Origin of the sequence: Vreelandella titanicae, from assembly GCF_014697095.1 — a bacterium.
Classification (GTDB): Bacteria; Pseudomonadota; Gammaproteobacteria; order Pseudomonadales; family Halomonadaceae; genus Vreelandella; species Vreelandella titanicae.
This window is the reverse complement of sequence record NZ_CP059082.1, coordinates 1,304,205-1,330,135: the sequence shown is the minus strand read 5'-3', so window position 1 is coordinate 1,330,135 and position 25,931 is coordinate 1,304,205. Positions and strand designations below refer to the sequence as shown.

Genomic DNA, 25,931 nt, shown 5'->3' with positions numbered 1-25,931 from the left:
CATGGTGTGGCTTGAGCTTTTATCTGACTACACCTTTCAGAATGTAGTCATTGGCGCCTCGCTGCTGGGGCTGATCAGCGGCCCGCTGGGCTGTTTTGCGGTGCTGCGTCGCCAAAGCCTGCTGGGAGACGCAATTTCCCACGCAGCCCTTCCCGGCATCTGTTTAAGCTTTATCATCACCGGCAGCCGGGATATTGGCGGGATTATTATTGGTTCACTGATCACCGGCTCCGCCGCCGCGCTGATTATGCTGATGCTAACGCGCTTAAGCCGCCTGAAAACTGACGCAGCCCTGGGCGCCTGCCTGAGTATCTTTTTTGCCGTGGGTATCGTTCTGCTCACCTATATACAGAGTACCAATAACGCCTCCCAGGGCGGTCTTGAGGCCTTTCTGTTCGGTCAGGCCGCCGCGACGCTGCGCTCCGATTTATGGGTGATGGGCAGCATTACGCTGGTTACGCTGCTGCTGCTTGCCGTCTTCTGGAAACAGGCCAAGCTGGTCACCTTTGATGCGGAGTACGCCCGCACGCTCGGCATGCCTATCACCGTGATTGAAGCATCGCTCACCGCTATGGTTGCGCTAGCAGTCGTCGTCGGCCTGCAGATGGTCGGTGTGATTTTGATGGCCGCCATGATCGTGGCACCCGCGGCCGCCGCCCGACAGTGGAGCCGCCACCTAGGCGGCATGCTCACCATCGCCGCAGGCGTCGGTATTGTCAGTGGTGTTTCAGGGGCAACCATCAGCACCCTATCGCGTGGCCTGGCAACCGGCCCGCTGATTGTCCTTACCGCAACCGCCATCGTGCTTATATCGTTGGCATTGGCGCCCGGCCGTGGCCTGCTGTGGGGTGTGATAAAGCACTATCGCCAGAAGTCAGCGCTGCAGAAACAGCAGCTACTTTATGCGCTATATAAACACTCGGCCGATCCCTCATGCGCCCCCTCAACACTCGGTTCACGCAGGATGCTCAACAAGCTTAAGCAGCAAGGCTACCTAACCCGCTCTCCACGCGGTGCCACCCCAAGCGACGGCGGCTGGGGGCTAACGGCACAGGGCCAGGCGGAGGCTAGAAGAGTGATCGCGGCTTTTGAGGAATTAGCATCATGATGGCAGAGCTACTGACCACAACTGCCCTGCCCATTATGCTAGTGGGCGCGATGGTAGGCATCGCCTCCTCGGCGGTGGGCACCTTTTTAGTGCTCCGCGGCAACAGCATGTTATCCGACGCAATCAGCCATTCGATTGTGTTTGGCATCGTCATCGTCTGGCTGCTGACCAAGCAACAGAGCGGGCCGGTACAACTGATCGGGGCCGCCCTCACTGGGCTGTTAACCGTCTTGCTCACCGAAGCCTTAGCGAGCACCAAACGGGTCAAGCAGGATACCGCTATCGGCCTGGTCTTCCCGGCTCTGTTCTCTATCGGCGTGCTGCTGTTGAATATTTATGCCAATGATGTGCATATCGACACGCATACCGTGCTGCTCGGGGAGATCGGTTTTGTCTGGCTGGATACACTCGACATCTTCGGCCTGCCCATCCCTCAGGCGCTGGTATCGATGAGTGTGATGACGGTGCTCAACTACGCGTTTATCGGACTCTTTTATAAGGAGCTGAAGCTGGCCACCTTCGATCCGGCGCTGGCCAAAACGTTCGGCTTTATGCCCTCGATTCTTTTCTATGTGCTGCTAATGCTAACTAGTTCCACTGCTGTGGCGGCCTTTGATGCGGTAGGCGCGGTGTTGTTTATCGCCTTTGCCATTGTTCCCGCCTCCGCCGCCTATTTGCTGACTGACCGGCTGTGGATGATGTTTATCATCGGTGCGCTAATTTCTATCGCCTCGAGTATTTCTGGCTACTACCTCGCAGTGTATCTCAACGTCTCCATTGGCGGCATGATGGCCGTCATGACTGGCGTATTCCTGATGCTCGCCTTTCTAGCAGGGCCACGCTACGGCGTGATTACCCAACTGGTCAAACGCCAACGGGCACGCCAGGCGCCGGTGGAGCCGCCGCCCAGCGTTTGAAGCCCAGCTTTTGGAAACACCGCTCATCCGCGCGCAAAAAAGCGACCGCCTTTCGACAACCGCTTGGCCGGGCAGGCGGTAACCGGGTGTGGATAACTTAAACCGTCAGATGCTGCTTGATCAGCTCATTGGAGAGCTCGCTGATCTCCCCTTTGGCCACCGGTCGGCCGCGATCCATAATCACAAAGCGGTCGGCGTATTTACGGGCAAAGGGCAGCTTCTGCTCCACCAGTAGTACCGTAAGGCCATCCTCGTTGATCAACTGACGAATCACCTGACCAATTTGGGCGACGATATTGGGCTGAATGCCCTCACCTGGCTCGTCCAAAATCAGCAGTTTGGGTTCGATGACCAGTGCGCGGCCAATCGCCAGCTGCTGCTGTTGCCCACCGGAAAGGTCGCCGCCACGGCGGTGTTTCATCTCTTTAAGCACTGGGAACAGCTCATAGACCCGCTCGGGAATCTTTTTTAGCCCGTCACTGCGGGCGGCAAGGCCGGTGCGCAGGTTCTCCTCTACGGTCAGCAGCGGAAATATCTGTCGCCCTTGAGGCACGTAGCCAATTCCCAACCGCGAGCGCGCCTCAACGGCTTTTTTAGTCAGCTCGATCTCGCCTGCCTCGGCGGTATAGCGCAGCTCGCCACTTTTGATGGCCACTTCGCCCATCACGGCTTTTAGCAGCGTGGTTTTGCCCACGCCATTGCGTCCCATCACGCAGGTGCACTGGCCAGCAGGCACCTCAAGGTCAAGATCCCAGAGGGTGTGGCTTTCGCCGTAAAACTGGTTGAGCTTTTCGATCGCTAGCATCAGGCGGCCTCCTCGTCATCGGCACCCAGGTAGACCTCGATTACTTTGGGGTCGCTGGAGACTTGATCCATGGTGCCTTCCGCCAGCACGCTGCCCTGATGCAAGACCGTCACCTGGCGGGCAATCGAACGCACAAAGCCCATATCATGCTCCACCACCACCACGGACTGTTTACCGGCCAGCCCGGTGAGCAACTCGGCAGTGCGCTCCATCTCCTGCTCGGTCATGCCCGCCACCGGTTCATCCACCAGCAGTAGACGCGGGCGCTGCATCAGCAGCATGCCGATCTCCAGCCACTGCTTCTGGCCGTGGGAAAGAATGCCCGCAGGTTGATGGCGCAGTGCTGTCAGGCCAATGGTTTCCAGTACGTCATCGATGCGGTCTTTGATCTCGCCGGTCATGCGGGCGGTCAGGGTAGGAAAAATCCGCTTGTCGGCGGCCATGGCCAGCTCCAGGTTTTCAAATACCGACAACGCTTCGAAAACCGTGGGCTTTTGAAACTTGCGGCCAATGCCCAGGCTGGCAATATCAGGCTCGTTCATGTGCAGCAGGTTATGGCGGCTGCCAAACCATACGCTGCCGCTGGTGGGGCGGGTTTTGCCGGTGATGATATCCATCATGGTGGTTTTACCCGCCCCGTTGGGGCCGATAATGCAGCGCAGCTCACCGTCGTTGATGGTTAGGTTGAGGTTATTGATGGCTTTAAAGCCATCGAAGCTCACGGTGACATCTTCCATGTAAAGGATCGGCCCGTGGCGAACGTCCACCGGCGAGGCTTGGGGCGCCATAAAATCGAACACCCGATCACGCTGGGACAGCGATTGCAGCAAACTCATGCGGAGGCCTCCTTGGATGTCTGTTGATGATCAGGGTTAGCCGAATCGTCGCGCTTGCGACGCTTGAGGTAGCGAAACAGCCCCGCTACCCCCTTGGGCAGAAACACTGTGACCAGTACAAACATCGCACCTAATGCAAACAGCCAGGCATCAGGCATGACGCCGGTAAAGATGGTTTTGGCATAGTTAACCAAAATGGCACCAATCACTGCGCCATAGAGTGTGGCGCGACCGCCCAGTGCGACCCACAGCACAATCTCGATGGAGAAAATCGGCGAGAACTCGCTGGGGTTGATAATCCCCACTTGCGGCACGTAGAGCGCCCCCGCCAGGCCTGCGAGCATCGCCGAGACCACAAACACAAACAGCTGAAAGCGCTCGACCCGATAACCGAGAAAGCGCGTACGCGCTTCGGCATCCCGAGTGGCCACGCTGACCCGCCCCAGCTTGCTGGTCACAATCGCACGGCACAGGATATACCCCAGCGCCAGCGCAACGCCGGTGACCAGGAACAACCCTAGGCGCGTGGCATCGCTGCGCAGGTCAAAACCGACGATTTCGCGGAAGTCAGTCAGGCCGTTATTACCGCCGAAGCCCATCTCGTTGCGGAAGAAAGCCAGCATCAAGGCAAAGGTCAGTGCCTGGGTGATAATCGACAGATATACCCCGGTGACCCGTGAGCGAAACGCCAAGAAGCCGAACACTAACGCCAGCAGCCCCGGCGCCAGCAGAACCATGGCAAAGGCGAACCAAGCCATATCGAAACCGTGCCAGAACCACGGCAGACTGTCCCAGTTCAGGAACACCATAAAGTCGGGCAGCACCGGGTGGCCGTAGGTACCGCGATCGCCAATCTGGCGCATCAGGTACATGCCCATGGCGTAACCGCCAATGGCGAAAAAGGCGCCGTGGCCGAGGCTCAAAATGCCCAGATAGCCCCACACCAGATCCACCGCCACGGCCAGCAACGCGTAGCTTAGGTACTTACCGAACAGGTTGACCGTATAGGCACCCACATGCAGTGGGTTATCCGGCGGCACTGCCACGTGCAGGATGGTGACCAGCGCCAGCGCGGCCAGTAGCACGCCGAGAAAAATCTGCGTAGAGCGCTCGCTGAATGGGCGTGTTAGCCAAAAATTCGTCGATGATTCGGTCGTTAAAGACATCGTTTAGCCCTCCGCAGCCCGGCCCTTCTGCGGGAAGAGTCCACGCGGGCGTTTCTGAATGAATAGGATAATAAAGACCAACACGATAATTTTGGCCAACACCGCGCCTGCCCAGGGTTCCAGCACCTGGTTAATGACCCCCAGCGATAGCCCGGCCACCAGCGTGCCCCACAGGTTACCCACGCCACCGAACACCACCACCATGAAGGAGTCGATGATGTAGTTCTGCCCCAGGTTGGGGCCGACGTTGGTGAGCTGGGAGAGCGCGACCCCGGCAAGCCCGGCCACACCCGAACCTAGCGCAAAAGTCATGATATCCACACGAGTAGCACGAATGCCCATGGAGCGTGCCATGGCGCGGTTTTGGGTCACGGCGCGCACCTCAAGCCCCAGCCGCGTGCGACGCATAATCAGCATCAGCCCGGCAAACACCACCAGCGCAAAGCCGAGCACGTACATGCGGTTGAGGGTTAATGAGAGCGCATCGTTAACCACCAGCGAACCGCTCATCCACTCGGGAGTGATGACGGTACGGTTAAGCGGTGAAATCACCGTGCGCACCAGCTGCTGCAGAATCAGGCTGATACCGAAGGTGGCTAGCAGCGTCTCCAGCGGACGGCCTTTGAGGAACTGGATAACACCGCGTTCGATCGCCACACCAGCCAAAGCGGCGACCATAAAGCCCGCGGGAATCGATAGAATCAACGCCAGCCCAGGCTGGCCGGGCAGCAACTGCTGCATCGCCCAGGTGGTGTAGGCGCCCAGCATCATCAGCTCGCCGTGGGCCATGTTGATCACACCCATGACCCCGAAGGTGATCGCCAGGCCAATGGCCGCTAGCACCAGCACTGAGCCGAGGCTCAAGCCGAAATAGAGCGTTTCCAGACCGCGATTGATTTTGAGCTGCTGCTCAATGCCCGCCAGGGAAGCGGCAGCGGCGTTGGCGACGACGGGATCATCGCTATTGGCTGCCCGGCTCAATGCCACGCGGGAACGGGGGTGTAGGCTGCCGTCCAGCGCTTCGACCCCAGCCATTTCGCCCGCTTCGGCGCGGTAGATCGCCACGGCCTGGGTCAGCCGGTAACGCACCTGCTCGTCCTCTTCCTGTTCGATCAAGTCGTCGAGAGTGGGCACCAGCTCACCATCTACTTCACCTAACAGGCGCTCGGCCGAGGTGCGGCGGCGTTCCACATTAGGCGAGTAGAGGTCAACCACCGCAATGGCGCTGCGCAGCTGATTACGTAGGTTGTTGTTGATGCCGATACGCTCCAGATCACGGCGGGACATCTCGCCCAGCGCTTCGCCGGTCAGTACATCGGCCACCGGCCAGTCGCGGCCACGGTTCTCGAGCACCAGCACAAAGCGGCCATCTTCGGTACGCTGCAAGCGGCCATCCAGCAAGGCCTGCAGCCAGTCTCGGGCGCGTTCGTCATCGCTTTGCAAAATGGCGGTGATTGCGTCGCCTTTGTCAGCGTAAGATTCAACGTCCAGCGCCTCTAACAACTCGAGCGCGGCGTCATCGTCGGCAGTATTCGTGGAGCTCGTTTGTGCTTGGGCGGTCACTGTGATGCTTAACAACAGTAGGCACAGCAGCCCTAAGGAAAGGAAACGCCTCATGGGGTTCTTCCTTTGGTTATCTAAAGAGGGGGAGTTAGCGTGCTCCCTCGCCACTTGGGCTTCAGCCTAGGGACGAGGGATCAGTATTACTCACTACAGGAGCTTTTACTCAGCGAGCGCCGCTTCGGCTTCTTCTGCTGCGGTGCTGCCACCGCACGAGCCGTTCACGACGTTGAAGTTGCCGCACTCCATCGGCTTGCGCCAATCGGCAATCAGGTCACGGGAGCCAGGCAGGTAGTCAGACCAGGCGTCGCCCGCCACGGTAGACGGTGTCTGCCAAACGATATCGAACTGGCCGTTGTCCTGAATCTCACCGATCAACACCGGCTTGGTGATGTGGTGGTTGGGCATCATCGCCGCATAACCGCCGGAGAGGTTAGGTACGGTTACACCGATAATGGCGTCTTTCACCGTATCGACATCCGTGGTGCCCGCTTTGCGAACCGCTTCGGCCCACATATTGAAGCCAATGTAGTGTGCTTCCATCGGGTCGTTGGTCACCGCCATATCGTCGCCGGTGTATTCGATCCAGGCATCGATAAAGTCGTAGTTGTCGTCGTTATCGACGCTCATGAAGTAGTTCCAGGCAGCCAAGTGGCCTACCAGCGGCCCGGTATCAATACCGGTGAGCTCCTGCTCGCCCACGGAGAAGGCGATGACCGGAATATCCGCAGCGTCGATACCCTGGTTGGAGAGCTCGGTATAGAACGGCACGTTAGCGTCGCCGTTAACCGTCGAGATTACGGCGGTCGGTTTACCCTCTTCACCGAATCGACGTATTTCCGCCACGATGTTTTGCCAATCGGAGTGACCGAACGGCGTGTAGTTGACCATGATGTCCTCATCCGCGATGCCGTGTTCATCCTTGAGGAAGGCCTCGAGGATACGGTTGGTAGTGCGCGGGTAGACATAGTCGGTACCCACTAGCGCAAAGCGCTCGATACCGACTTCGTTGATAAGGTATTCAACCGCAGGAATCGCCTGCTGGTTAGGCGCTGCGCCGGTGTAGAAGACGTTTTCAGAAGACTCTTCGCCTTCATACTGCACCGGGTAGAACAGCAGCCCGTTGAGCTCCTCTACGACGGGCAGTACGGATTTACGCGAAACCGACGTCCAGTTGCCGAAAATCACGTCCACTTCTTCCTGGTCTAGTAGCTCCCGGGCGCGTTCGGCAAACAGCGGCCAGTTAGACGCGGGATCAACCACCACGGCTTCTAACTGACGGCCGAGCAAACCACCGGCTTCGTTCTGCTGTTCGATAAGCATTTCGACGGTGTCTTTGAGGACGGTCTCACTAATCGCCATGGTGCCGGAAAGCGAGTGCAGGATACCGACTTTGATCGGGTCATCGTCTTGGGCGATGGCTTGGGTGCTGGCCCCCATGATGGCAGCGGTGAGTAAAGCGGTCGCGAAACGGCCACTTGAAAGGAAGGGGCGAGGGTGTGTCGAGCGTTTGAGAGTGTTCATTGTTAATCTCCTTGCACCCCTTATGGCTGGGGTTTGTTATGACCGAGGCTTGATGATTGGCTTCGCACTTGGGGTTGTTGTGTTAGCTCCCCCAATACGTCCACTAGCCATTACGTTCACTAGCCAATAACTCTTGCAAGGGATGCGCCAGATTGGCACAAAGTTGCCTTATAGCTATTTAATCAGCCACTTAATAATCATCACAAAATCTCAAAACTCACTACATGCACCAAAATAAAGCGCATTAACGCTGCTGAAGCACCCTCTCAATGCACCAATAAAAGACAGTGCACCAACTAAGTACTTGAACTTTTTAAACACAAAGCATTAACGCATTAGTTACTTATTTGTTACAAAACCACTCTTTATTATTAGTTAAAAAAGTAGATAAGAAAGCGCAGATAAAAAAAGGAGCCTTGGCATCACCAAGGCTCCTTGCTATTCACCCTTTAAGTAGTGGCGTTAAACAGCCACGTCGGGTGGAATTTTCTTACGGCGTTTTTTCAGTAACGGCAGACCAAGCGACAGCAAGGCGACGACCAGTAGGCCAAGCGAGATAGGCTTGTCGATAAAGGTCATCCAGTCGCCACCGGAGATCTGCAGCGCGCGACGCAAGGACTCTTCCATAATGTTGCCCAGAATCAGCGCTAAAATCAGCGGCGCCGCGGGGAAACCAAACAGGCGCATACCCAGGCCCACCAGGCCAAAACCGAGCAGCAGCAACAGATCAAACACACTGAAGCTCATGCCGTAGACGCCGATCATGCAGAAGATCAAAATCAGCGACAGCAGTAGCGGCTTGGGCAGATCAAGAATCTTGGCGATCAGCGGTATCAACGGCAGGTTAAGCACCAGCAGGAAGATATTACCGATATACATACTGGCAACCACGCCCCAGAACACGTCCGGACGCTCTGTCAGCATCATTGGGCCGGGATTGACCCCCATGACCAGCAGGGCACCCAGCAGTACTGCGGTGGTACCCGAACCCGGTACACCCAGCGTCAACAGCGGCACAAAGGAGCCGGTACAGGCGGCGTTGTTGGCCGCTTCCGGCGCGGCCACGCCTTTGATATTGCCCTGCCCAAAGGTGTCGCCATCTTTGGCAATGCGTTTTTCCATGCTGTAACCCAGGAACGAACCAATGGTCGCGCCAGCCCCCGGCAGAACGCCGGTGAAGAAGCCCAACACCGAGCTGCGGCCAACGGGGCCAGCGATCTCTTTGACTTCGCTACGAGTCAGTTTCAGCGAGCCAATCGCATTACGCGGCGCCTCTTTGCCACCACCGCCGCGCAGCAGCATGTAGAACACCTCGGCAAGCGCAAAAATCCCCAGCGCCACCACCAGGAAGTCGATACCGTCGAGAAGCTGAACGGAGCCGAAGGTAAAACGCTCGGTACCGGTCTGCATATCGATACCCACAATCGAGATAATTACCCCCACCACGGCGGCAATCAGCCCCTTGATCAGCGATTTATCCGACAGCGAGACCACGGCGGTTAAGCCCAGCACCATCAGTGCAAAGTACTCGGAAGGGCCAAAGCTTACGGCCACTTTGGAAAGCAGCGGAGCCACCAGCATCAAGAAAATAACCGATACCGTACCGCCCACAAATGACGAGTAGGCGGCAATCGCCAGCGCTTTACCCGCCAGACCTTTTTTGGCCATCGGGTAGCCGTCAAAGGAGGTTGCTACGGTACCCGCAACGCCGGGGGCGTTGAGCAGAATCGAGGAAGTAGAGCCACCGAAGATGGCGCCGTAGTAAACCCCTGCCATCAGGATCAAACCCGACGAGGGTTCCATGGCAAAGGTGATAGGAATCATCAGGGCAAGTGCACTGATAGGGCCAAGGCCCGGCAGCATGCCGATAATGGTGCCAGCAAATACACCGGCAAATACGTAGGCAATATTGATTGGCTCAAGCGCGATGCCAAAGCCGTACATCAAATTATTGAAGGCATCCATGGGAATTACTCTCTTAAGAACTGCTAGCGGAAAGACCTGCTAACAAGGCTTTGTTTAGAAAGGCAGCAAGCCAGTGGGCAGGTAAACATCCATCACCTTCGTCATGGTCAGGTAGAGCGCTAGCACTACCCCCAGCGACGTAGCGAGGTTGACCCCATGGCGGCGATAGCCGTAGTAGGCCGTCAATCCAACGCAGAGCAGCGTAGAAGCAAGTACAAAACCCAGCGGCACCAGCAATAGCGCGTAGGCGGCAATCGCCAACGAAGTCACGATGACCCGCGCCCAGGGCGTCAGTAGCAGCGGCCCGTGCTGCGCCTCTTCGTCGACTTCATCGGCACCGGCTATCGGGGTGGGTTTCTCAAAAAATAGAAACACCGACAGGATCAGTAGCGAGAAGCCTAATACTTTAGGAAACAGGTCAGAATCGACCGGGCGCGGCAGAGGAAAGGTAGGGATCTGCCACGCCATCGCGATATAGCCAACAGCCAATACCGCAAACACCAGTGCTAACCACTGATTGGTATTTAAACGAGTCATAGGAATCTCTCCGAAGGAGCCAACACGTCTCCCGCGGTTAACGCATATTGTTAACCGCGGGAGACGCCCAGCCACGCTTGGGCGACTGGGCGATACAAGGAGTAGGATTACTGGCGCAGTAGGCCAAGCTCGCTCAGCACGTCGCTGAACTGCTCTTGCTGCTGATCCAGGAAGGCGCCAAACTCTTCGCTGTTTTGGTAGGCGTCGATCCAGCCCAGTTGGTCGCTCGCTTCGCGCCATGCATCGGTTTCAAGCATTTCGGCGAACAGGTCTTCGTAGTAGGCCACTGCCTCTTCAGGCATATCAGGGGCGCCCATCACGCCGCGCCAGATATCGAAGGTGTAGTCGAAGCCCTGCTCCTGGTAGGTAGGCACTTCGCTCAAGCCACCGCCCAAACGCTCTTCAGAAGAGACGCCCAGCGCACGCAGTTGGCTGCCTTCACCCAGTTGGCCAACCGCTTCACCAGCGCCGCCGACCACGGCTTCAATATGGCCGCCCATTAGGTTAGTCATGGCGTCGCCGCCACCCGAAAACGGGATGTAGTTGACTGCCGAGGCTTCCATTCCGGCCGCAGAGGCTAAGCCTGCAATGGCAATATGATCCATGGAGCCAGGCGCACTACCACCGCCAACGCTCAAGCTGGGATCTTCTTTCAGCGCATTGAGCAGGTCTTCGAGGTTCTGATACTCGGAGTCTGCCGCGACCAGGATGATTGAGTAGTCGGTGTTGATCCGCGCGACCGGGGTAAAGTCGGTGTGGTCGTAGCGCGAAGCACCTGCCAGCGGCACCAGAATCATCGGCGGGCTGGTGGCAAACAGCTTGTGCGGGTTGCCGCTATCGCGGGCCACTTGGGCCCAGGCTACGGCACCGCCGCCGCCAGGTACGTTGATAGCAGCGAAGCTTTCATCGGCCAGCTCTTCTTGCTGAATCACCCGCGACATGGTGCGAACGAGAGTATCCCAACCGCCGCCTGGGTTAGCCGGTGCGACGAATTCGATGGAGCGTTCAGGTGTCCACTCTTGCGCCTGTGCGGCGGTGCTCATGCCTGCAAAGGCAGCAATGGGAAGAGCAAATACAGATAAACGCTTGAGGGTAAGCGACGTCATGATGGCGTTCTCCACGTATCAGTTTTGTTGTGTGATGAGTTTGCTGTGTAGAGCTTCTTATTGTGAGACTGCACGCCGCGAACGTTAGAAGACCACTACCCTGACCGACAAGCTTGTGCGCATAAAAGACAAAAAGTTCTTTATGGCTATTTTGTTCATTTTGTTCACGCGCGCCTAATTGCCACATTCCTTTATAGAGTGTTGAGCCACTCGTGTGCTGCCTCCAACAGCCGATAGCGGCGCTCAGGCCGCCCTACATCACCATAGCCCAGCTCCGCACTCACCGCCTGTTCAGCAACTAAAAACTCTAAATAACGGCGGGCGGTTGAGCGGCTGGCACCCATGATGCGCGCCATCTGCATGGCGGTGAGCGAGTCGGGTGCGTCGGCCAGGGCATCAATCACCCGGCGCAGCGTCAGCCGATCAATACCTTTAGGCAGGGCTTGGCTTTTAGCACGCAACGGCTCGCCGGGCTTCAGGCGCGCCAGCACGGAGTCCAGTTCATCCTGATTCATCTCGGCACGGTTGGCCAAGGCTTCACGCTCGCGACGGAAGCGAGTCAGCATTTGCGTCATTCGCGCGGCTTCAATGGGCTTGATCAGGTAGTCGAATACCCCACCACGCAGCGCCTCGCTGATGGTTTCTACTTCCCGGGCAGCGGTAACCATGACGATATCCACATGCACGTAGTCGCGGCGAATCGCCCATAGCAGCTCCAGGCCTTCAACATCGGGTAGGTAGGCGTCGAGCAAGATCAACTGGATGTTGGTGGCCTGTTCCGCCATGATCGCCTTGGCTTCGCTACCGTTGCGCGCCATGCCCACCACATAAAAGCCGTCGCTCTGTTCAATAAAGGCCCGGTGGATATCGGCAATGCGAAAATCGTCTTCAATGACCAAAATGCCGTACTGCCCATCAGACATTGCGTTCCCCCCTAGCCGTCGTGGTCACTGTTTTTGAAATTGTTGTTGAGACTGCTGTTGGTCTTGCTGCGCACACAGCGAGCGGTCGAGCACCGCGATAAAGCATGCGCCCCCCAGCTCGCTCTCCTCCAGGGTCACGGCGCCGCCGTGCTGGCGGCAGAGCCTGGCTACCAGCGCCAGGCCAATGCCCTGGTGTTTGCCCGTTTTGGTCGAAAAGCCTTCCTGGAAAATCGATTCGGCGAGCTGGGCAGGTACTCCGGGCCCGTTGTCCTCCACTTCGATCAACAGCTGCTCCCCCAAATCGGTGAAAAACAGGCGTACTTTGGGCGCTTTACTCGGCCCATTCAGCGCTGCATGGCAGGCGTTGTCCAGCAAGTTACCCACCACGCTCATCATCACTTCTTGGCCGGTGGGCGTTAGCGGGCAGGAGAGCGAGCTTTGCTCATCGACTTCCAACGCTACGCCCAGCTCCCGCGCCCGGGTAAGTTTACCCAGTAGCGTACCGCTAAGCACGGCGTCGGCCACGTTGCGCATTAAAAAGCTCATCTGCGCCTGGGCGCGTTCGGTTTCTTGATGGATCAGCGCGAGGGCTTCCTCGATGCGTTCTAACTGCAGTAATCCTGAGATGGTATAGAGCTTATTGGAAAACTCGTGGGCCTGGGCACGCAGCATATCCACATCACGGCTGGCTTGGGTAAGCGCATGGGAAAGATCGACAATTTCGCGACGGCTGCGGAAAGTGGCCACCGCCCCCTCAATCTCGCCTTCGTGCAGAATCGGCACGCGGTTGACCACTACCGGGTGATCGCCCAGCCACATCTCCTGGTCGAACTCCTGCTCTCCGCGTCGGAGCACCTCCAATAGCCGCGAATTGGGCACGACCTCGCGGATGGGCTGCCCCAGCAGCACATGCTCATCGTCCAGGTTGAGAAAGCGCCGCGCCTGCTGGTTGACCAAGGTAATATGACCTTCACGATTAACCGCCAGAATGCCCTCATGGATCGACTGCAAAATGGCCTCTTTCTCCATAGCCAAGCGGGCAATCTCGTAGGGTTCCAGGCCTAAAATGACCTTTTTAAGATGCTGCGATAGCCAGTAAGCACCGGCAAAGCCGAGACAAATCATCAGCGCCACCAGCGCCCAGCCAAAGCTGTTGTAGCGGGCTACGTCCATGGCCACGCGATCCATCATAAAGCCGACGGACACCAGGCCAATGATATTGCCCTCTTCATCCCAAATGGGCGCTTTGCCACGAATGGCAGTGCCCAATGACCCGGTTGCCTCGGATACATAGTATTGGCCATGAATCAGCGCCTGGTCATTATCGCCCCCCACCATTGGCTTCCCAATCCGCTCCGGCACGGGGTGGGAATAGCGAATACTTTGGGCGTTGCCTACAACGACATAGCGCGCGCCCGTTTCATGGCGAACGCGCTCTGCGAGGGGCTGAATAATGAAAGAGGGGTCGGGAATTGAAAAGGCGTTGATAATTTGCGGCATCGACGCCACCGTTTTGGCCACCGCCAGCGCTCGCTCGCCCATCTGCTGGCTAATAATTTCTGCCTTGCGGTGATTGAGGTAGGTGCCCTGCGCCAGTAGCATGCCTGCCAACAGTAGTCCGACTAACAGCATTACCTGAAGGCGAAAACTGCGTTTATACCAGCTGCGCCTTGCGCGAGTGCGGCGCCAGCGCTGCAGGTCGGCTAACGTTCGGGGGCGGGAAGCGCTCATAGGTAGACTCGAAATGCGTGACCGCGCCATTATGGCACGCGCCAGCCAACGGCGTTAATCGCCGTCACCCCAGAGTCATCGTTCGCTGATATAATGGCCCAATGCCGAAATCAAGGAGGGATGTAGTGGCGATCGTTAGATGGATACTCTTGCTGGCCTGCTGGCCGCTATGGCTAACCGTGGCATATGCCAACCCGTTCTACGCTCCACCGCCTCCCCAGGAAGATGCGCCCGTGTTCAGTGGCGATGCTGAACTGGGCTTTACCCGCCTCTCGGGCAATACCGATAGCCAGACGCTGATCGGTAAAACGCTGCTGACGTGGCTTACCGGTAACTTCACCTACTCGCTGCGTGGTGAAGTGCGTAACGTCACCAAGGATGACAAAACCAGCGCCGAGCAGTACTTAGTCGCAGGACGCGAACGCTATGAACTGGATGGCCCCCACTATCTGTTTGGGTTTGCCCGCTGGGAGAAGGATCGCTTTGCCGGTTACGACCAGCAGCTTTCTGCCATCGGTGGCTATGGGCGTCAGATTTTAGAGAACGATACCCATGTTTTTTCGCTGGAGGCAGGGCCAGGCTATCGTCATGACCGACTACGCGAACATGGCGATTATCGGTTAGCAGTGGCTTATACAGCGTTGGATTATCAATGGTTTTTTTCTGACTACGCCGATATTCAGCAGGAAATGTCGTTTGAGTACACCGACCAAAATACCACGTCGCGGTCGCTTACAGCGCTCACGGCAAGGCTCAATTCAAAGCTGTCGCTGCGCTTATCTCATGAAATCAAGCACAACTCCCAACCGCCTGACGACACCAGCGAGCGCACCGACAACACCACCAGCGCTTCACTGCTTTACCGCTGGTGAGTTGCGCACTGGCCCTAGCGATTCTGACCACGGTGCGCCCAGCCGGTCATGCGTTTTTCCAGTTGGGCAAATAGCTCGTACATCACCATGGCCATGGCGCTGATCACCAGCAGCCCGGCAAAGACCAGCCCCATGCGCATTTGCGAACCGGCGCTCATCATCAGATAGCCAATGCCCTGATTGGAGGCGACCGTTTCTGACACTACTGTGCCTACAAACGCCAGAGTAATAGCGACTTTTAGCGAGGCAAAGAAATACGGCAGCGAGCGTGGCAGGCCCACTTTCAGCAACACATCAATACGCCGCGCGCCCAGCACTCGCAGTACGTCTTCCATCTCAGGCTCCAGCGTGGCTAAACCGGTAGCTACGTTCACCACAATAGGGAAGAAGCAGATTAAAAAGGCGGTGAGTATCGCCGGCACCGAGCCAATCCCAAACCAGACAACCAGGATGGGCACGAAAGCCACTTTGGGAATGGCATTAAAGCCGACTAACAGTGGGTAGCAAGCGTTATATAGAAAGCGTGACGAGCCGATAATAAAGCCCAACACCAGCCCCACGGCCACACCCAATCCAAAGCCAATCAGCGTTGTCCAGAAGGTTTGCCAGGAGTGCATGGCGATAGGCCCGGAATAAGTTACCAGCGCCTGGGCCGTCTCCAAGGCACTGGGGAAGATAAAGCTGGGCACATCAAACACCCGCACCGTTACTTCCCAGATAACAACCAACGCGACCACCGCTATCCACGGCGCCAGTCGTTCAATTAACTGATTATTTTTCGTCATAAGTGCGCCTTTCATCAGGTGCTGGGGGCTTTTATTAAGTGCTGCGCACTTCGCCAATTTGAGCACGCAGCTCCTGAACCAGATCAATAAAGGGTTTTTGGTAAGTGGTTTCCAGTGCACGGGGTCGCGGCAACTCTATTTCACGGCGCTCAATCACCCGTCCGGGGCGGCGGCTCATGATGTAGACGGTATCGGCCAGAAACGCCGCCTCGCGCAGATCGTGGGTCACCAGCACTACCGTAAAGCGCTGCGCTTCCCACAGGTCGCGCAGCACGCACCACAGCTCCTCGCGGGTAAACGCATCCAGTGCACCGAAGGGTTCATCCAGCATTAGCAGGCGCGGCTGGTGAATCAACGCCCGGCAGATCGATGCCCGCTGCTGCATACCACCGGAAAGCTGCCACGGATACTGCTCTTCGTAGCCTTCAAGCCCAACGGTCTTGAGCAGCTTGCGAGCCCAGCCGACAAACTCTTCGCGCCGTTTACGAAACTGATGGCGGTAGGGTTTAACGATCTCCAACGGCAGTAGGACGTTATCCAGTGTGGTGCGCCAGGGCAGCAGGTTGGCGTTCTGAAATGCCATGCCGGAGATCTTCAGCGGCCCGGTGACCGGTTCTCCATCCACTCGTACGGCACCGGTGGTAGGCGCATGCAGACCGGTGCAGAGCTTCATAAAGGTCGATTTACCGCAGCCGGAGGGGCCCACGAAAGCGACGAACTCGCCTTCGTGGATACTCAGGTTGATATCCTCAATGGCATTACCCGACGCATCGTAGGCCAGGCTAACATCATCAAAGGTGACGAACGCTGCCGACATGCTTATTCGCCCTCGGCCGGAAACAGCATGCGTTCTTCCTGGGCAGGTAAGTAGTTTGAACTAAACACCTGATCGGGCGAAGGAATTGACGTGAGGTCGTAAGCATCGGCAACCAGTTGAATCGCCTGAGCCAGGCGCTCGTCATCCACTCCGCCCACGCCATTTTCGCGCACTTCAGGAGTGTCGACGACGCCATCCAGAGCGAGTTTTAAGCGCCTAGTCTCCATTTCCACATCGATCAGGCCATCGCGGTTTTTAACATACTCAATGGCAGCCTCGGGATCAGCAATAGTGTCGCCCAGGGCGCGGTTGAAGGCGCGCAGAAAGCCCTGCACGGCTTCCGGATTTTCTTCGGCGAAGGATTCACTAGCGATAATGGCGTTGCCGTACAGGGGCACGCCGTAGTCTGGGAACGGCATAATAGTCAGCTCGTCTTCGCTCATTCCCCGCTCTTCAAGATTGAGCAGGCTGGTGAAGTAGAAGCCAGTGATTGCATCCACATCGCCCCGGGTTAGCAGCGTTTCGCGCAGCGTAGGGTCGACGTTTTGCCACTCCACCGCGTCGGCGTCCAGATTATTAGCCGCGGCAAACACGCCCCAGGCGCGGTAGCCGGTATCGAAGGTGGGGGCGGCGATGGTTTTACCGGCTAAATCAGCCGGGCTCTCGATGCCGCGGTCTTTGCGGGCAAACACCGCCGCGGGGGTGCCGTCGTAGACGATATAGACGCCTTGGATACCGGGGCCATCGGGGTTTTCGGCGAGAAACTCGACCAGCGCATTAAGATCGCCAAAGCCCATTTCATAGGCCCCGGACGCCACGCGATTAATCGCACCCGCCGAGCCGCTGCCGGAATCAATCTGAACGTCCAACCCTTCGTCGGCGAAGTAGCCTTTCTCTTCAGCCATCAAAAACGGCGCGGAGGGGCCTTCAAAGCGCCAATCCAGCTGAAAACGTATTTGGGTATCGTCGGCGTAACTGATAGCCGGTATTAACATCAGCGCTGCCGCGCAGCCGGTGAGCAGGCGCGCCGTAGAAAAACCTGGTGTTGCAGTGGGAAAGCCTAGTGTTGAAGTAGAAAAACGGCGTTTAGAAGTGGAGGTCATCATCGTGAGCATACCTTGTATACAAAATATGCTTTAGCATTGCAGCAATACTGCCATTATTGATTTTTTATTTAATTTTCATGCTATTAGGTAGACAGTTAAGTGCCGCCGCCCTCCGCCATATGGCCAAAACGGTGCATTTGCCCCTGAGCAACGCACCAAGTTAAAACATATTAGACGTTGGTCTAAATTGGCGATATACTAAGCTCAGTTTCCTGTCTTGCGCCATTCCTTGAATGGCGCTTTTTTTTACCTGTAATTTCGCCTGCTTCAATCACCAACTTCTGAACGCTCATGTGGCGTTACACCGCTTAACGGCACGCTTTAATAGGCTGCTATTTCAGTTTCTCGCTCCCCATAAGGTATTTAACATGACCCACCCCAGCCCCAATTCTGAGAGCTCTCAGCGGTTTTCGCTCGGCGACCCTATTGTATTGATATTAAGTATCGGCTTTATCGTTGCCTTTCTCGCACTGTCGCTTTACGACGTAACTCTGGTAGCTGACAGCATCAGCGCTGGCTTCGCCTGGACCGCGCTAGTGCTGGGCAGTTACTTTCAACTGCTGCTCCTGCTGACGTTCTTTATCGCCATCGGTTTGGCCATAACCCCAGCCTCTAAAGCTAAAATCGGCAATTTAGATGCACCAGAAATGAGCACGTTTAAGTGGCTCTCGATCATTCTGTGTACGCTGCTGGCAGGCGGTGGCGTATTCTTTGCCGCCGGTGAGCCGGTATACCACTTTGTGGTAACGCCTCCCGCGTTTGATAGCGAAGCAGGCACCGCTGACGCCGTTTCCGGCGCCTTGGGGCAGTCCTTCATGCACTGGGGCTTTATGGCTTGGGCGGTACTGGGGTCGCTAACCGCCGTGGTGCTTGCCCATGCGCACTACGTGAAAGGCCAGCCGCTTCAGCCCCGCACCCTGCTCTACCCCGTACTGGGTGAGCGACTAATGCGCGGCCCGCTGGGCAGCATCGTCGATGCCTGCTGCGTAATTGCTTTGGTTGCGGGCACTGTGGGTCCAATTGGTTTTTTGGCCACCCAGGTCAGCTTCGGCCTGCACGAGCTGTTTGGCTTACCGGAAGGTTATCCCGGCCAGTTGATCATTCTAGCCGTACTCGGCAGCATCTACGTGCTCTCTTCCATGAGCGGCGTACACAAAGGCATTCAACTACTTAGCCGCTTTAACGTGCTACTGGCGCTAGCCATTGGCGCGGTCATTATTGTTTTTGGCCCCACACTGTTTTTGGTCAATAGCTACGTTTCAGGCATGGGCGCGTATGTCAGCGAATTCTTTACCATGGCGACCATGACCGCAGAGACCGCTCCGGCGTGGTGGATGCAGTGGTGGACAGTATTCTTCTTTGCCTGGTTTATTGGCTATGCGCCGCTGATGGCGATTTTTGTGGCGCGTATTTCCCGCGGTCGCAGCATCCGCGAAATGATCATCGCGGTAGCAATCCTGGCACCGATTGCCACCACCGTGTGGTTTACCCTGCTGGGCGGCTCAGGCATTTATTATCAACTCACCGGGGTGATTGATTTAACCGAGGCGCTGAACAACTTCCAGTTTGATGTAGCCACCTTAACCATTGCCCAAGCACTGCCCGGCGGTACCTGGATGGCACTAGCGATCCTGCTTCTGACCACCATTTTCGTTGCGACCACCGGCGACTCAATGAGCTACGCCATTGCGGTAGTGGGGGCGGGGCACGATAACCCCAGCCCGGTCATGCGGGCGTTTTGGGGGATCGCCATGGCGTTGATGGCAGCGGTACTGCTGTATATGGGCGCAGGCCAGATTGGCGCGCTGCAGCAGTTCATTGTTATCACCGCGATTCCGGTCTCGTTGATACTGCTGCCGTCACTCTGGAATGGCCCACAGGCAGCCTACGCCATGGCCCGTGAACAGGGCATTATTGATTAAGAGAGCTGCGCTACAGTGCTTACCTTATAGCCCTTCCAGCAGGCGCAGAATCATCTGCGGCTGCTGGTTGGCCTGAACCAACATAGCAATGCCTGCCTGCTGCAGGATCTGGGCGCGCACAAGGTTGGAGGCTTCCTTAGCATAATCGGCATCCTGAATACGCGACTGGGCAGCGGAGGTGTTAACAATACTGTTATTGAGGCCATCAATTACGCTTTCAAAACGGTTTTGCACCGCCCCCAAATAGCTACGTTGGCGATCTAACCGCTTGATCGCCTCATCCACTCTATCTATCGGTTTATCCGTCCCACTGAAATCCTCAGTCACGTCCAAACCATCAAGACCCAACCCCTGTAAATTCATGGCTTCAAAACGAACGGCAATGGTATCGCCAACGTTAGCACCCACTTGAATGTTCAGTGATTTAGTGTCGTTCAACAGCCCAATGCCATTGAAGTTACTTTTCCCGGCGATGCGCTCAATCTCTTCTAAACGTTGATCAATTTCGTCTTGGATAGAATCCAGGTCGTCGGAAGAGTTGGTGCCGTTAGCTGCTTGTACACTCAGCTCACGGATGCGCTGCAGGTTGTCGTTAATCTGATTAAGCGAGCCTTCCGCCGTCTGCACCATTGATATGCCATCATTGGTGTTGCGGATAGCCTGGGTCATGCCTTTGATTTGCGCCGTCATACGATTGGCAATCGCCTGGCCGGCAGGGTCATCCTTGGCACTATTGATGCGCAGCCCAGAAGAGAGGCGCTGCATGGCGGTCTGCATGGCCTGCTGACTGCCGCGCAGATTGTTCTGCACGGTTAGCGACATCACATTGGTATTTAGGCTGAGCAACGCACGCCTCCAGGGAAGTTAGCGCGCCCGATTGATGGCGGCTACAACGTTACTATCGGCCTAAACGCAAAAATCATGAACACTTTTGAGGCTCAAGGCTGCGACCACTACTCGCCAGCACTTCATCAACAGGTTTTTTTACATAGTCGTGCAGGTAGTAACCGTCATCGACCACCTCTCCATCCCAAGCCACAATGTCTAGATCCATAGTACGTGGCCCCGATTTAATCGCTCCCCGAACACGGCCCAGACGATCTTCCACCCCTTTGAGGTAAGCACGAAACGCTTCACGCTCAAGCGGTGTGCTCACCAACAGCGCGGCGTTTAGGAAATCGGGTTGCTGCTGGTACCCCACCGGCTGGGTGCGAATCGTTTTGGAACGAGCCAACAGATTGCACTCACGGTTAATGATATCGACCGCCTGAGCCACATAGTGGTCTGGGTCGATGTTAGAACCTAAAGAGATCAAGCACTCATGGAGCGCTTCAGATTGTTTGGTAAACAACGTCGTTGGTGGCATAGCGACATCCTGTTAAAAGTGACGTCTTCTTGAATGGCCCTGTAAGCAGGACTCATCTATCAATACCTCTAAGCACGTGCCACGTGCAAGCTGTGTATAAGTTATTGACAAACGCTACACTCACGCAGAAAGTCTTCCTATACCAATAAAACAGTAGGGAACGCTTTATGCATCATCAGGCTGCTCTGGTAACCGGCGGTGCTACCCGCTTGGGCCGATTCTTCTCCGAAGCGTTGGCTGATGCCGGTTTTGATATTGCTCTACACGTTAATCGCTCCCGCAAAGAGGCCGAAGAGGTCGCCAGCGGTATCCGCGCTAAAGGGCGGGAGTGCGAAATATTTTCCTGCGATTTTTTAAACGAAGACTTAAACGACTTACTCCAGTCGGCCAAGCAGCGCTTCCCAGGGCTTAATTTGCTGCTGAACAGCGCCTCTGCCTATGAACCCGCGCCGATCTCGGCGACCGAGCTGGCGATGCTGGAGACACAGTTCAGGGTCAATATGTTTACCCCGCTACTGCTCACCCGTTACTTTGCCGAAACCGTTCAAGAGGGCCAGGTGATCAATATCATCGATAATAAGGTGGCCTATCACCAGTATCCCTATGCAGCCTATTTGCTATCGAAAAAGAGCCTAGCGGAGATGACTCGTATGGCGGCACTGGAGTTCGCACCGCGCATTCGCATTAACGGCATCGCCCCTGGCGTGGTACTGCCCGCTTCCCAGCGCACTAGCGCCTATATTGAGTGGCGTATTGAAGGCATTCCGCTCAAGCGCCAGGGGCACCCCGACCACCTTGTACAAGCTCTGCACTACTTGTTGGACAACCCCTTTGTAGCGGGGCAGATTCTGTTTGTCGATGGCGGGGAGTCAATCAATCTGGAGGGTCGGCACTCAGAAAACTATGCCAATTAAATAAAAATTCAGCCCTTAAAACGCAACGAGGCCGCCTGAAGGCGGCCTCGTTGCAGCGATTGATAACAATCGCTTCACGATAACAACAGTTTAAGTTTCATCGACGTCGTCATGGTCAGGCTTTTCGTGTTCAAAAGTATCAGAGCTAGTTTTACTACCGCGTGGATCAAACCTGTCATCCGATGTAATATCACCCGACTTAGGCTGCCCAGCCGGGCTACCATCGATCGTAAAGGCTTGCTGCATAACACGCAGGTTTGCGGGAGGCGCAGAACCAGTTTTATCTTGCCCGAAGTAGAGCGTGGTATGCGGGAAAGGTATCTCGATACCCGCTTCATCGAAGCGTAGCTTGACGAGGCGATTGTAGGCGCGGCCCACGGCCCACTGGTCGCCCGGCGTAGTCTTGATCACCACACGGATGTTCACGGAGCTGTCTGCCAGCGCAATGACACCTGCCACGGTCAGATCCGCCAACAATTTATGGCTATGCTCTTCGCTGGCTTTCAGGTCTTCAAAAGCCAATTGAAGCTGTGCAATGGCATCATCAATACTCTCACGATAGGCAATACCGTACTCACCCACATGGTTACCAAACTCGCGCATATAGTTAGACACGGTATCCACGCTGGAGAACGGTACGATGTGATAAGTACCGGACAAATCACGAATACCGACAGAGCGGATACTGAGCCGTTCGGCGGTGCCTGTCACGCCACCCACCGTGACCACATCGCCGGTATTCATAGCGTTCTCGACCTGGATAAATACCCCGGTGATAACGTCCTGCACCAGCTTCTGAGCACCAAAACCAATCGCCAAACCAAGTACACCGGCACCGGCAATCAATGGGCCGATATTGATGCCAATTTCCGACAGTACGATCATGCCGGTAATCGTGACCATAGCGATTGCCAGGGCATTACGAAACAGGCTGAGCAGGGTTTTTGCCCGCGCAGAGGGTTCACCGTAGCCGGTTTCCGGATTGAGCTTATGCTCGATCAGGCTTGCCAGGCCCAGCCACACGGCGAGCGCCACAATCAAAATCACCGCAACACTGGTCAGGTTGCCAACCAGCACGGCGCCACCTTCAGAGGCATACCAGGCAGCTAGGTCAAAGGCGCCCCAAGCGTTCAGCACCATCATGATGACCACAATCAGAATGATCGTACGCAGCACGCGAAGCGCATTGGGCACGTAGCTGTTTAAGCGCTTTTCAAGCAGCGGTAATTTGCGCCGCAGATCGTCCGACAGGGTAATCCGACGGCCAATGGTCTGGGTAAGAAAAGACGACACCAACAACCCAACGACAATCGCGGCCAATGACTTCAAGGTGGCAAACATCACAAACGGCAGCGCATCGCCGGGGCGCGTTAACGTCAGCACAAATACGATCAAGAAATAGAGCAGCGCGAACAGGTGCCAAGTACGGGCAAATAGCTGCAGCGAGACGCGGCTGGCAGTCAGCGTTGATTTTGCCGCCATCTCGTTCAGATTACCGCGCAGACGGGCGCGGTTTCTTAGCACCACAACCACCGCATAGATAAACGCCAACAGCATAATCAGCGTACCGACCGCTTGACCCAGCGAGGCCGCTACATAGAAGTTAACCAGCGGGACTACCACCATCAGGCCGTAACCGACCATGCCGATCAACCGCGCTAACCAGCGGTTCCAGTAGGAGGCTTCCTGGGCAGAGATAGGCAGTAGCCGCAGCCCTTCGTAGCGCGAAGAGAACAGCATTCGCACACCGGCTTTGAGCAGTTCAATAATCAAGAACGCATTTAAAAACAGCGAGGCACGGGTCGAGAGCTCCCCTGCTTCACCAATCGCAAAGGTGGCCAGCAGATTACCACCCACATAGGCCAAGCCGACAAGCAGCACATCGATGACTGCCGCAATCGCCACGCAGAAAACCAAACGTAAAACGGGGGTTAAATTTTTACCATTCAGCGACCAGCCGCTGATTTTGGTAAACAGCGGCTTAGCCAACCGCCGAACAATCATAAACAGTGCAAAGGTGGCGACAATCACCATACCCAGATTAATCGCCGCACTGGTGAAGGCGGCCATATCAAAGACACTGTCGGCCTCTTGGCCAGAAAACAGACCGCCGACAATGCCTACCACTTGCTCGAATTGACCACCCACATCGCTTACCACACGACTGGTGAGCTCAGCGAGTTGGCGTGGCAGCGAGACATCCTCCGGCGCTATCTCACTGCCTTGAGCGGCCGCTTCCGGGGAGAGTTCGGTAGCAACGCCATTGGGCAGCACTGAGGCTTGATTGCGCAACATCTCAATCAGCTCTTGCCGCGACTGCTCATCCTCTAGCAGGTTCGCCAGCGCCTCATAGGACGTAGGCGCTGCTTCTTCAGAGGATGCAGCACCATCGGCGCTGGTCGACTCACTTGGCGCGCTCTGCGCCATTGCTGGCGTGGCTATTAAGGCAATCATTGCCAATAGCCAGACACCTAGCCAGGGTAATAAACGAAGTGGCTTCACACCTAAACCTCCTTTTGGGTGAGTGTTCTGTTCAATCTAACGGCTGCTTAGTTTTACGCAAGCCAATAATAGGCAGCCCAAGTTGCTTACACTCTACACTGCCAGCGCCGCTTGTGAAAAAGTTGTACAGGTTAACATGACTTGATTAATAAGGCGTTTCACTGGCAAAGCGGTAATAGCCACTGCTGTGCCAGCAGTAACACCACCGCGTAACGCGTACCTTTAGCGACCACAATCCACGCTAGCGCCCGCCACCAGGGCAGCCGGAAAACGCCGGCCAGTACAGTGAGAGGGTCACCAATAATCGGTGCCCAGGAAACCAGCAGGCTTAGCTCGCCAAAGCGATGATACCAGCGCTCCGCTCGGGCTAAGCTGCGTGGCGAGGCCGGAAACCAGCGGCGATCTTGAAACTGACGCGCATAGCGGCCCATCGCCACGTTGATCATGCTGCCGAGAGTGTTGCCCGCCGTGGCCACCGCCCACAGCCCCAGAGGCGGTTCGCCGAGACACCACAGCCGCGCTAGCCACACTTCCGACCCACCGGGAAGCAGCGTGGCGCTGACCAGGGCGACAAAAAACAGACTTAGCATAGACTCAGTGAGCCACGTTAACGTGGCACCTGCCCACCCAACTGTTGGGTTATCTCATCGGCCGTTTGGCGAACCAGCGCTCCCAGGGTGAGTAAGCGAGCTTCCGGGATGCGCGCCACCGGGCCAGAAACCGAAATCGCCGCCAACGGCGTGCCATGCTCATCAAACACACAGGCGGCCACGCAGTGCAGGCCAATGGCATGCTCTTCACGGTCACAGGCAAAGCCTTGGGCGCGAATCTGCTCTGTTTCCATTTGAAGTGTGTCGGATTGATAGAGCGTATTGGCGGTCACTCTTGCTAATTCGCTGCCATCCAGCAGCTTGGCGCGCTCATCATCGGGCATCCACGCTAGCAGCGCTTTACCTACGCCGGAGGCATGCAGCGGCGCGCGGGAACCTAGGCGGGTGATCATGCGCATCATTTGCGGTGATTCATGCTGCGCTAAAAATACCGCCGTGACCCCATCGCGAATGCCCAAATTAGCGGTCTCGCCGGTCTCAGCGGTTAAACGGCGTAGAAAAGGGCGACTTGTGGCCACCACGTCGCGGGCTTCAAGAAAGCTATTGCCGATACGGAAGGTTTTGACATCGATGCGCCATAGGCCTTGCTCGTTCTCCTGGGTCACAAACCCCTGACTCTGCAAGGCTTGCAGCAAGCGGTGGGTGGTAGAGGGCGCCAACTCGGCCATTTCCGCCACATCGGAAAGGGCCAACCCAAGCGGGCTGGCCGCAAGGTACTCCAACAGCGTTAAGCCACGCACCAACGACTGGCTATGGCCTCCGCTAGCTTTGGCGGTACTCGCCGGACGACCGACCGTCCTGCGTTTGGCTTCACTCACTTGGCTTTCTCCAAATAGGCACTACTAAAAGACGCTCCCA

At 56.5% G+C, this 25,931-nt stretch carries 23 protein-coding genes; 5 read left to right on the top strand and 18 right to left on the bottom strand.

Annotated features, from left to right (window positions below):
• Nucleotide 1: 1 nt before the first annotated feature.
• On the top strand, nt 2–1,108 hold the full coding sequence (locus HZS52_RS06260) for a metal ABC transporter permease (protein ID WP_009286157.1): 1,107 nt from the start codon (nt 2–4) through the stop codon (nt 1,106–1,108).
• The gene (locus tag HZS52_RS06255; protein WP_009286158.1) at nt 1,105–2,025 is read left to right on the top strand and encodes a metal ABC transporter permease; all 921 of its coding nucleotides are present in this window, start codon (nt 1,105–1,107) and stop codon (nt 2,023–2,025) included. Before HZS52_RS06260 ends, HZS52_RS06255 begins: the two co-directional genes overlap by 4 nt.
• A 97-nt stretch (nt 2,026–2,122) precedes the next feature.
• Here HZS52_RS06255 and urtE read toward each other — a convergent pair whose 3' ends face one another.
• The 10 genes from urtE to HZS52_RS06205 form a co-directional block, all read right to left on the bottom strand.
• A complete protein-coding gene (gene urtE, locus HZS52_RS06250; RefSeq protein ID WP_009286159.1) occupies nt 2,123–2,830 on the bottom strand; it encodes an urea ABC transporter ATP-binding subunit UrtE in 708 nt (235 codons plus the stop codon).
• Nucleotides 2,830–3,666, bottom strand: a complete 837-nt coding sequence (gene urtD / locus HZS52_RS06245; protein ID WP_009286160.1) for an urea ABC transporter ATP-binding protein UrtD — start codon at nt 3,664–3,666, stop codon at nt 2,830–2,832. Before urtD ends, urtE begins: the two co-directional genes overlap by 1 nt.
• Nucleotides 3,663–4,832 (bottom strand): urea ABC transporter permease subunit UrtC, encoded by a 1,170-nt coding sequence (gene urtC / locus HZS52_RS06240; protein ID WP_009286161.1) that lies wholly within the window; start codon nt 4,830–4,832, stop codon nt 3,663–3,665. Before urtC ends, urtD begins: the two co-directional genes overlap by 4 nt.
• A 3-nt stretch (nt 4,833–4,835) precedes the next feature.
• On the bottom strand, nt 4,836–6,449 hold the full coding sequence (gene urtB / locus HZS52_RS06235) for an urea ABC transporter permease subunit UrtB (RefSeq protein WP_039857605.1): 1,614 nt from the start codon (nt 6,447–6,449) through the stop codon (nt 4,836–4,838).
• Between the two features lie 105 nt (nt 6,450–6,554).
• The gene (urtA, locus tag HZS52_RS06230; protein ID WP_009286163.1) at nt 6,555–7,916 is read right to left on the bottom strand and encodes an urea ABC transporter substrate-binding protein; all 1,362 of its coding nucleotides are present in this window, start codon (nt 7,914–7,916) and stop codon (nt 6,555–6,557) included.
• Nucleotides 7,917–8,378: 462 nt separating this feature from the next.
• The gene (locus HZS52_RS06225) at nt 8,379–9,881 is read right to left on the bottom strand and encodes a tripartite tricarboxylate transporter permease (protein WP_009286164.1); all 1,503 of its coding nucleotides are present in this window, start codon (nt 9,879–9,881) and stop codon (nt 8,379–8,381) included.
• 54 nt (nt 9,882–9,935) lie between these two features.
• The gene (locus HZS52_RS06220; RefSeq protein ID WP_022521342.1) at nt 9,936–10,418 is read right to left on the bottom strand and encodes a tripartite tricarboxylate transporter TctB family protein; all 483 of its coding nucleotides are present in this window, start codon (nt 10,416–10,418) and stop codon (nt 9,936–9,938) included.
• Between the two features lie 107 nt (nt 10,419–10,525).
• Nucleotides 10,526–11,524: a Bug family tripartite tricarboxylate transporter substrate binding protein gene (locus HZS52_RS06215; RefSeq protein WP_022521341.1), complete on the bottom strand. Its 999-nt coding sequence runs from the start codon at nt 11,522–11,524 to the stop codon at nt 10,526–10,528.
• A gap of 191 nt (nt 11,525–11,715) precedes the next feature.
• Nucleotides 11,716–12,447 carry a response regulator gene (locus tag HZS52_RS06210; RefSeq protein WP_022521340.1) on the bottom strand — a complete coding sequence of 244 codons (732 nt, stop codon included), beginning with the start codon at nt 12,445–12,447 and terminating at the stop codon, nt 11,716–11,718.
• 24 nt (nt 12,448–12,471) lie between these two features.
• Entirely contained in the window at nt 12,472–14,178 is a 1,707-nt protein-coding gene (locus tag HZS52_RS06205; protein ID WP_190374332.1) for an ATP-binding protein, read from the bottom strand.
• A gap of 101 nt (nt 14,179–14,279) precedes the next feature.
• Between HZS52_RS06205 and HZS52_RS06200 the strand changes: the two genes are divergently transcribed.
• On the top strand, nt 14,280–15,050 hold the full coding sequence (locus HZS52_RS06200; protein ID WP_009286167.1) for a DUF481 domain-containing protein: 771 nt from the start codon (nt 14,280–14,282) through the stop codon (nt 15,048–15,050).
• A 14-nt stretch (nt 15,051–15,064) separates the two neighbouring features.
• On the opposite strand, the gene HZS52_RS06195 is transcribed toward HZS52_RS06200, so the two are convergent.
• From HZS52_RS06195 to HZS52_RS06185, 3 genes are read right to left on the bottom strand one after another with little or no spacing between them, the layout of a single operon-like run.
• Nucleotides 15,065–15,835, bottom strand: a complete 771-nt coding sequence (locus HZS52_RS06195; protein WP_085947143.1) for an ABC transporter permease — start codon at nt 15,833–15,835, stop codon at nt 15,065–15,067.
• A gap of 34 nt (nt 15,836–15,869) precedes the next feature.
• Nucleotides 15,870–16,652, bottom strand: coding sequence for an ABC transporter ATP-binding protein (locus HZS52_RS06190; protein ID WP_190374331.1), 783 nt, complete (start codon nt 16,650–16,652; stop codon nt 15,870–15,872).
• A gap of 2 nt (nt 16,653–16,654) precedes the next feature.
• Nucleotides 16,655–17,758 (bottom strand): ABC transporter substrate-binding protein, encoded by a 1,104-nt coding sequence (locus HZS52_RS06185; RefSeq protein WP_223828065.1) that lies wholly within the window; start codon nt 17,756–17,758, stop codon nt 16,655–16,657.
• Nucleotides 17,759–18,126: 368 nt separating this feature from the next.
• Between HZS52_RS06185 and HZS52_RS06180 the strand changes: the two genes are divergently transcribed.
• Entirely contained in the window at nt 18,127–19,680 is a 1,554-nt protein-coding gene (locus tag HZS52_RS06180; RefSeq protein ID WP_022521334.1) for a BCCT family transporter, read from the top strand.
• A 24-nt stretch (nt 19,681–19,704) separates the two neighbouring features.
• Here the strand turns inward: HZS52_RS06180 and HZS52_RS06175 are convergent, their stop codons facing one another.
• Both HZS52_RS06175 and folK read right to left on the bottom strand, forming a co-directional pair.
• Nucleotides 19,705–20,526: a flagellin N-terminal helical domain-containing protein gene (locus tag HZS52_RS06175; protein WP_317890276.1), complete on the bottom strand. Its 822-nt coding sequence runs from the start codon at nt 20,524–20,526 to the stop codon at nt 19,705–19,707.
• A 73-nt stretch (nt 20,527–20,599) separates the two neighbouring features.
• Nucleotides 20,600–21,046 (bottom strand): 2-amino-4-hydroxy-6-hydroxymethyldihydropteridine diphosphokinase, encoded by a 447-nt coding sequence (gene folK / locus HZS52_RS06170; protein ID WP_027957911.1) that lies wholly within the window; start codon nt 21,044–21,046, stop codon nt 20,600–20,602.
• 167 nt (nt 21,047–21,213) lie between these two features.
• Here folK and HZS52_RS06165 point away from each other — a divergent pair, with 167 nt between their 5' ends.
• On the top strand, nt 21,214–21,960 hold the full coding sequence (locus HZS52_RS06165) for an SDR family NAD(P)-dependent oxidoreductase (protein WP_190374330.1): 747 nt from the start codon (nt 21,214–21,216) through the stop codon (nt 21,958–21,960).
• Between the two features lie 90 nt (nt 21,961–22,050).
• Here the strand turns inward: HZS52_RS06165 and ybiO are convergent, their stop codons facing one another.
• The 3 genes from ybiO to HZS52_RS06150 form a co-directional block, all read right to left on the bottom strand.
• Nucleotides 22,051–24,462 carry a mechanosensitive channel protein gene (gene ybiO / locus HZS52_RS06160; protein WP_009286170.1) on the bottom strand — a complete coding sequence of 804 codons (2,412 nt, stop codon included), beginning with the start codon at nt 24,460–24,462 and terminating at the stop codon, nt 22,051–22,053.
• 158 nt (nt 24,463–24,620) lie between these two features.
• The gene (locus HZS52_RS06155) at nt 24,621–25,052 is read right to left on the bottom strand and encodes a YqaA family protein (protein ID WP_022521330.1); all 432 of its coding nucleotides are present in this window, start codon (nt 25,050–25,052) and stop codon (nt 24,621–24,623) included.
• Nucleotides 25,053–25,069: 17 nt separating this feature from the next.
• Nucleotides 25,070–25,891, bottom strand: coding sequence for an IclR family transcriptional regulator (locus HZS52_RS06150; RefSeq protein WP_022521329.1), 822 nt, complete (start codon nt 25,889–25,891; stop codon nt 25,070–25,072).
• Between the last annotated feature and the right edge of the window lie 40 nt (nt 25,892–25,931).

Coding starts and splice junctions, on each gene's coding strand:
- HZS52_RS06260 (WP_009286157.1), top strand. CDS start 2: ATGGTGTGGCTTGAGCTTTTATCTGACTACACCTTTCAGAATGTAGTC.
- HZS52_RS06255 (WP_009286158.1), top strand. CDS start 1,105: ATGATGGCAGAGCTACTGACCACAACTGCCCTGCCCATTATGCTAGTG.
- urtE (WP_009286159.1), bottom strand. CDS start 2,830: ATGCTAGCGATCGAAAAGCTCAACCAGTTTTACGGCGAAAGCCACACC.
- urtD (WP_009286160.1), bottom strand. CDS start 3,666: ATGAGTTTGCTGCAATCGCTGTCCCAGCGTGATCGGGTGTTCGATTTT.
- urtC (WP_009286161.1), bottom strand. CDS start 4,832: ATGTCTTTAACGACCGAATCATCGACGAATTTTTGGCTAACACGCCCA.
- urtB (WP_039857605.1), bottom strand. CDS start 6,449: ATGAGGCGTTTCCTTTCCTTAGGGCTGCTGTGCCTACTGTTGTTAAGC.
- urtA (WP_009286163.1), bottom strand. CDS start 7,916: ATGAACACTCTCAAACGCTCGACACACCCTCGCCCCTTCCTTTCAAGT.
- HZS52_RS06225 (WP_009286164.1), bottom strand. CDS start 9,881: ATGGATGCCTTCAATAATTTGATGTACGGCTTTGGCATCGCGCTTGAG.
- HZS52_RS06220 (WP_022521342.1), bottom strand. CDS start 10,418: ATGACTCGTTTAAATACCAATCAGTGGTTAGCACTGGTGTTTGCGGTA.
- HZS52_RS06215 (WP_022521341.1), bottom strand. CDS start 11,524: ATGACGTCGCTTACCCTCAAGCGTTTATCTGTATTTGCTCTTCCCATT.
- HZS52_RS06210 (WP_022521340.1), bottom strand. CDS start 12,447: ATGTCTGATGGGCAGTACGGCATTTTGGTCATTGAAGACGATTTTCGC.
- HZS52_RS06205 (WP_190374332.1), bottom strand. CDS start 14,178: ATGAGCGCTTCCCGCCCCCGAACGTTAGCCGACCTGCAGCGCTGGCGC.
- HZS52_RS06200 (WP_009286167.1), top strand. CDS start 14,280: ATGCCGAAATCAAGGAGGGATGTAGTGGCGATCGTTAGATGGATACTC.
- HZS52_RS06195 (WP_085947143.1), bottom strand. CDS start 15,835: ATGACGAAAAATAATCAGTTAATTGAACGACTGGCGCCGTGGATAGCG.
- HZS52_RS06190 (WP_190374331.1), bottom strand. CDS start 16,652: ATGTCGGCAGCGTTCGTCACCTTTGATGATGTTAGCCTGGCCTACGAT.
- HZS52_RS06185 (WP_223828065.1), bottom strand. CDS start 17,758: ATGATGACCTCCACTTCTAAACGCCGTTTTTCTACTTCAACACTAGGC.
- HZS52_RS06180 (WP_022521334.1), top strand. CDS start 18,127: ATGACCCACCCCAGCCCCAATTCTGAGAGCTCTCAGCGGTTTTCGCTC.
- folK (WP_027957911.1), bottom strand. CDS start 21,046: ATGCCACCAACGACGTTGTTTACCAAACAATCTGAAGCGCTCCATGAG.
- HZS52_RS06165 (WP_190374330.1), top strand. CDS start 21,214: ATGCATCATCAGGCTGCTCTGGTAACCGGCGGTGCTACCCGCTTGGGC.
- HZS52_RS06155 (WP_022521330.1), bottom strand. CDS start 25,052: ATGCTAAGTCTGTTTTTTGTCGCCCTGGTCAGCGCCACGCTGCTTCCC.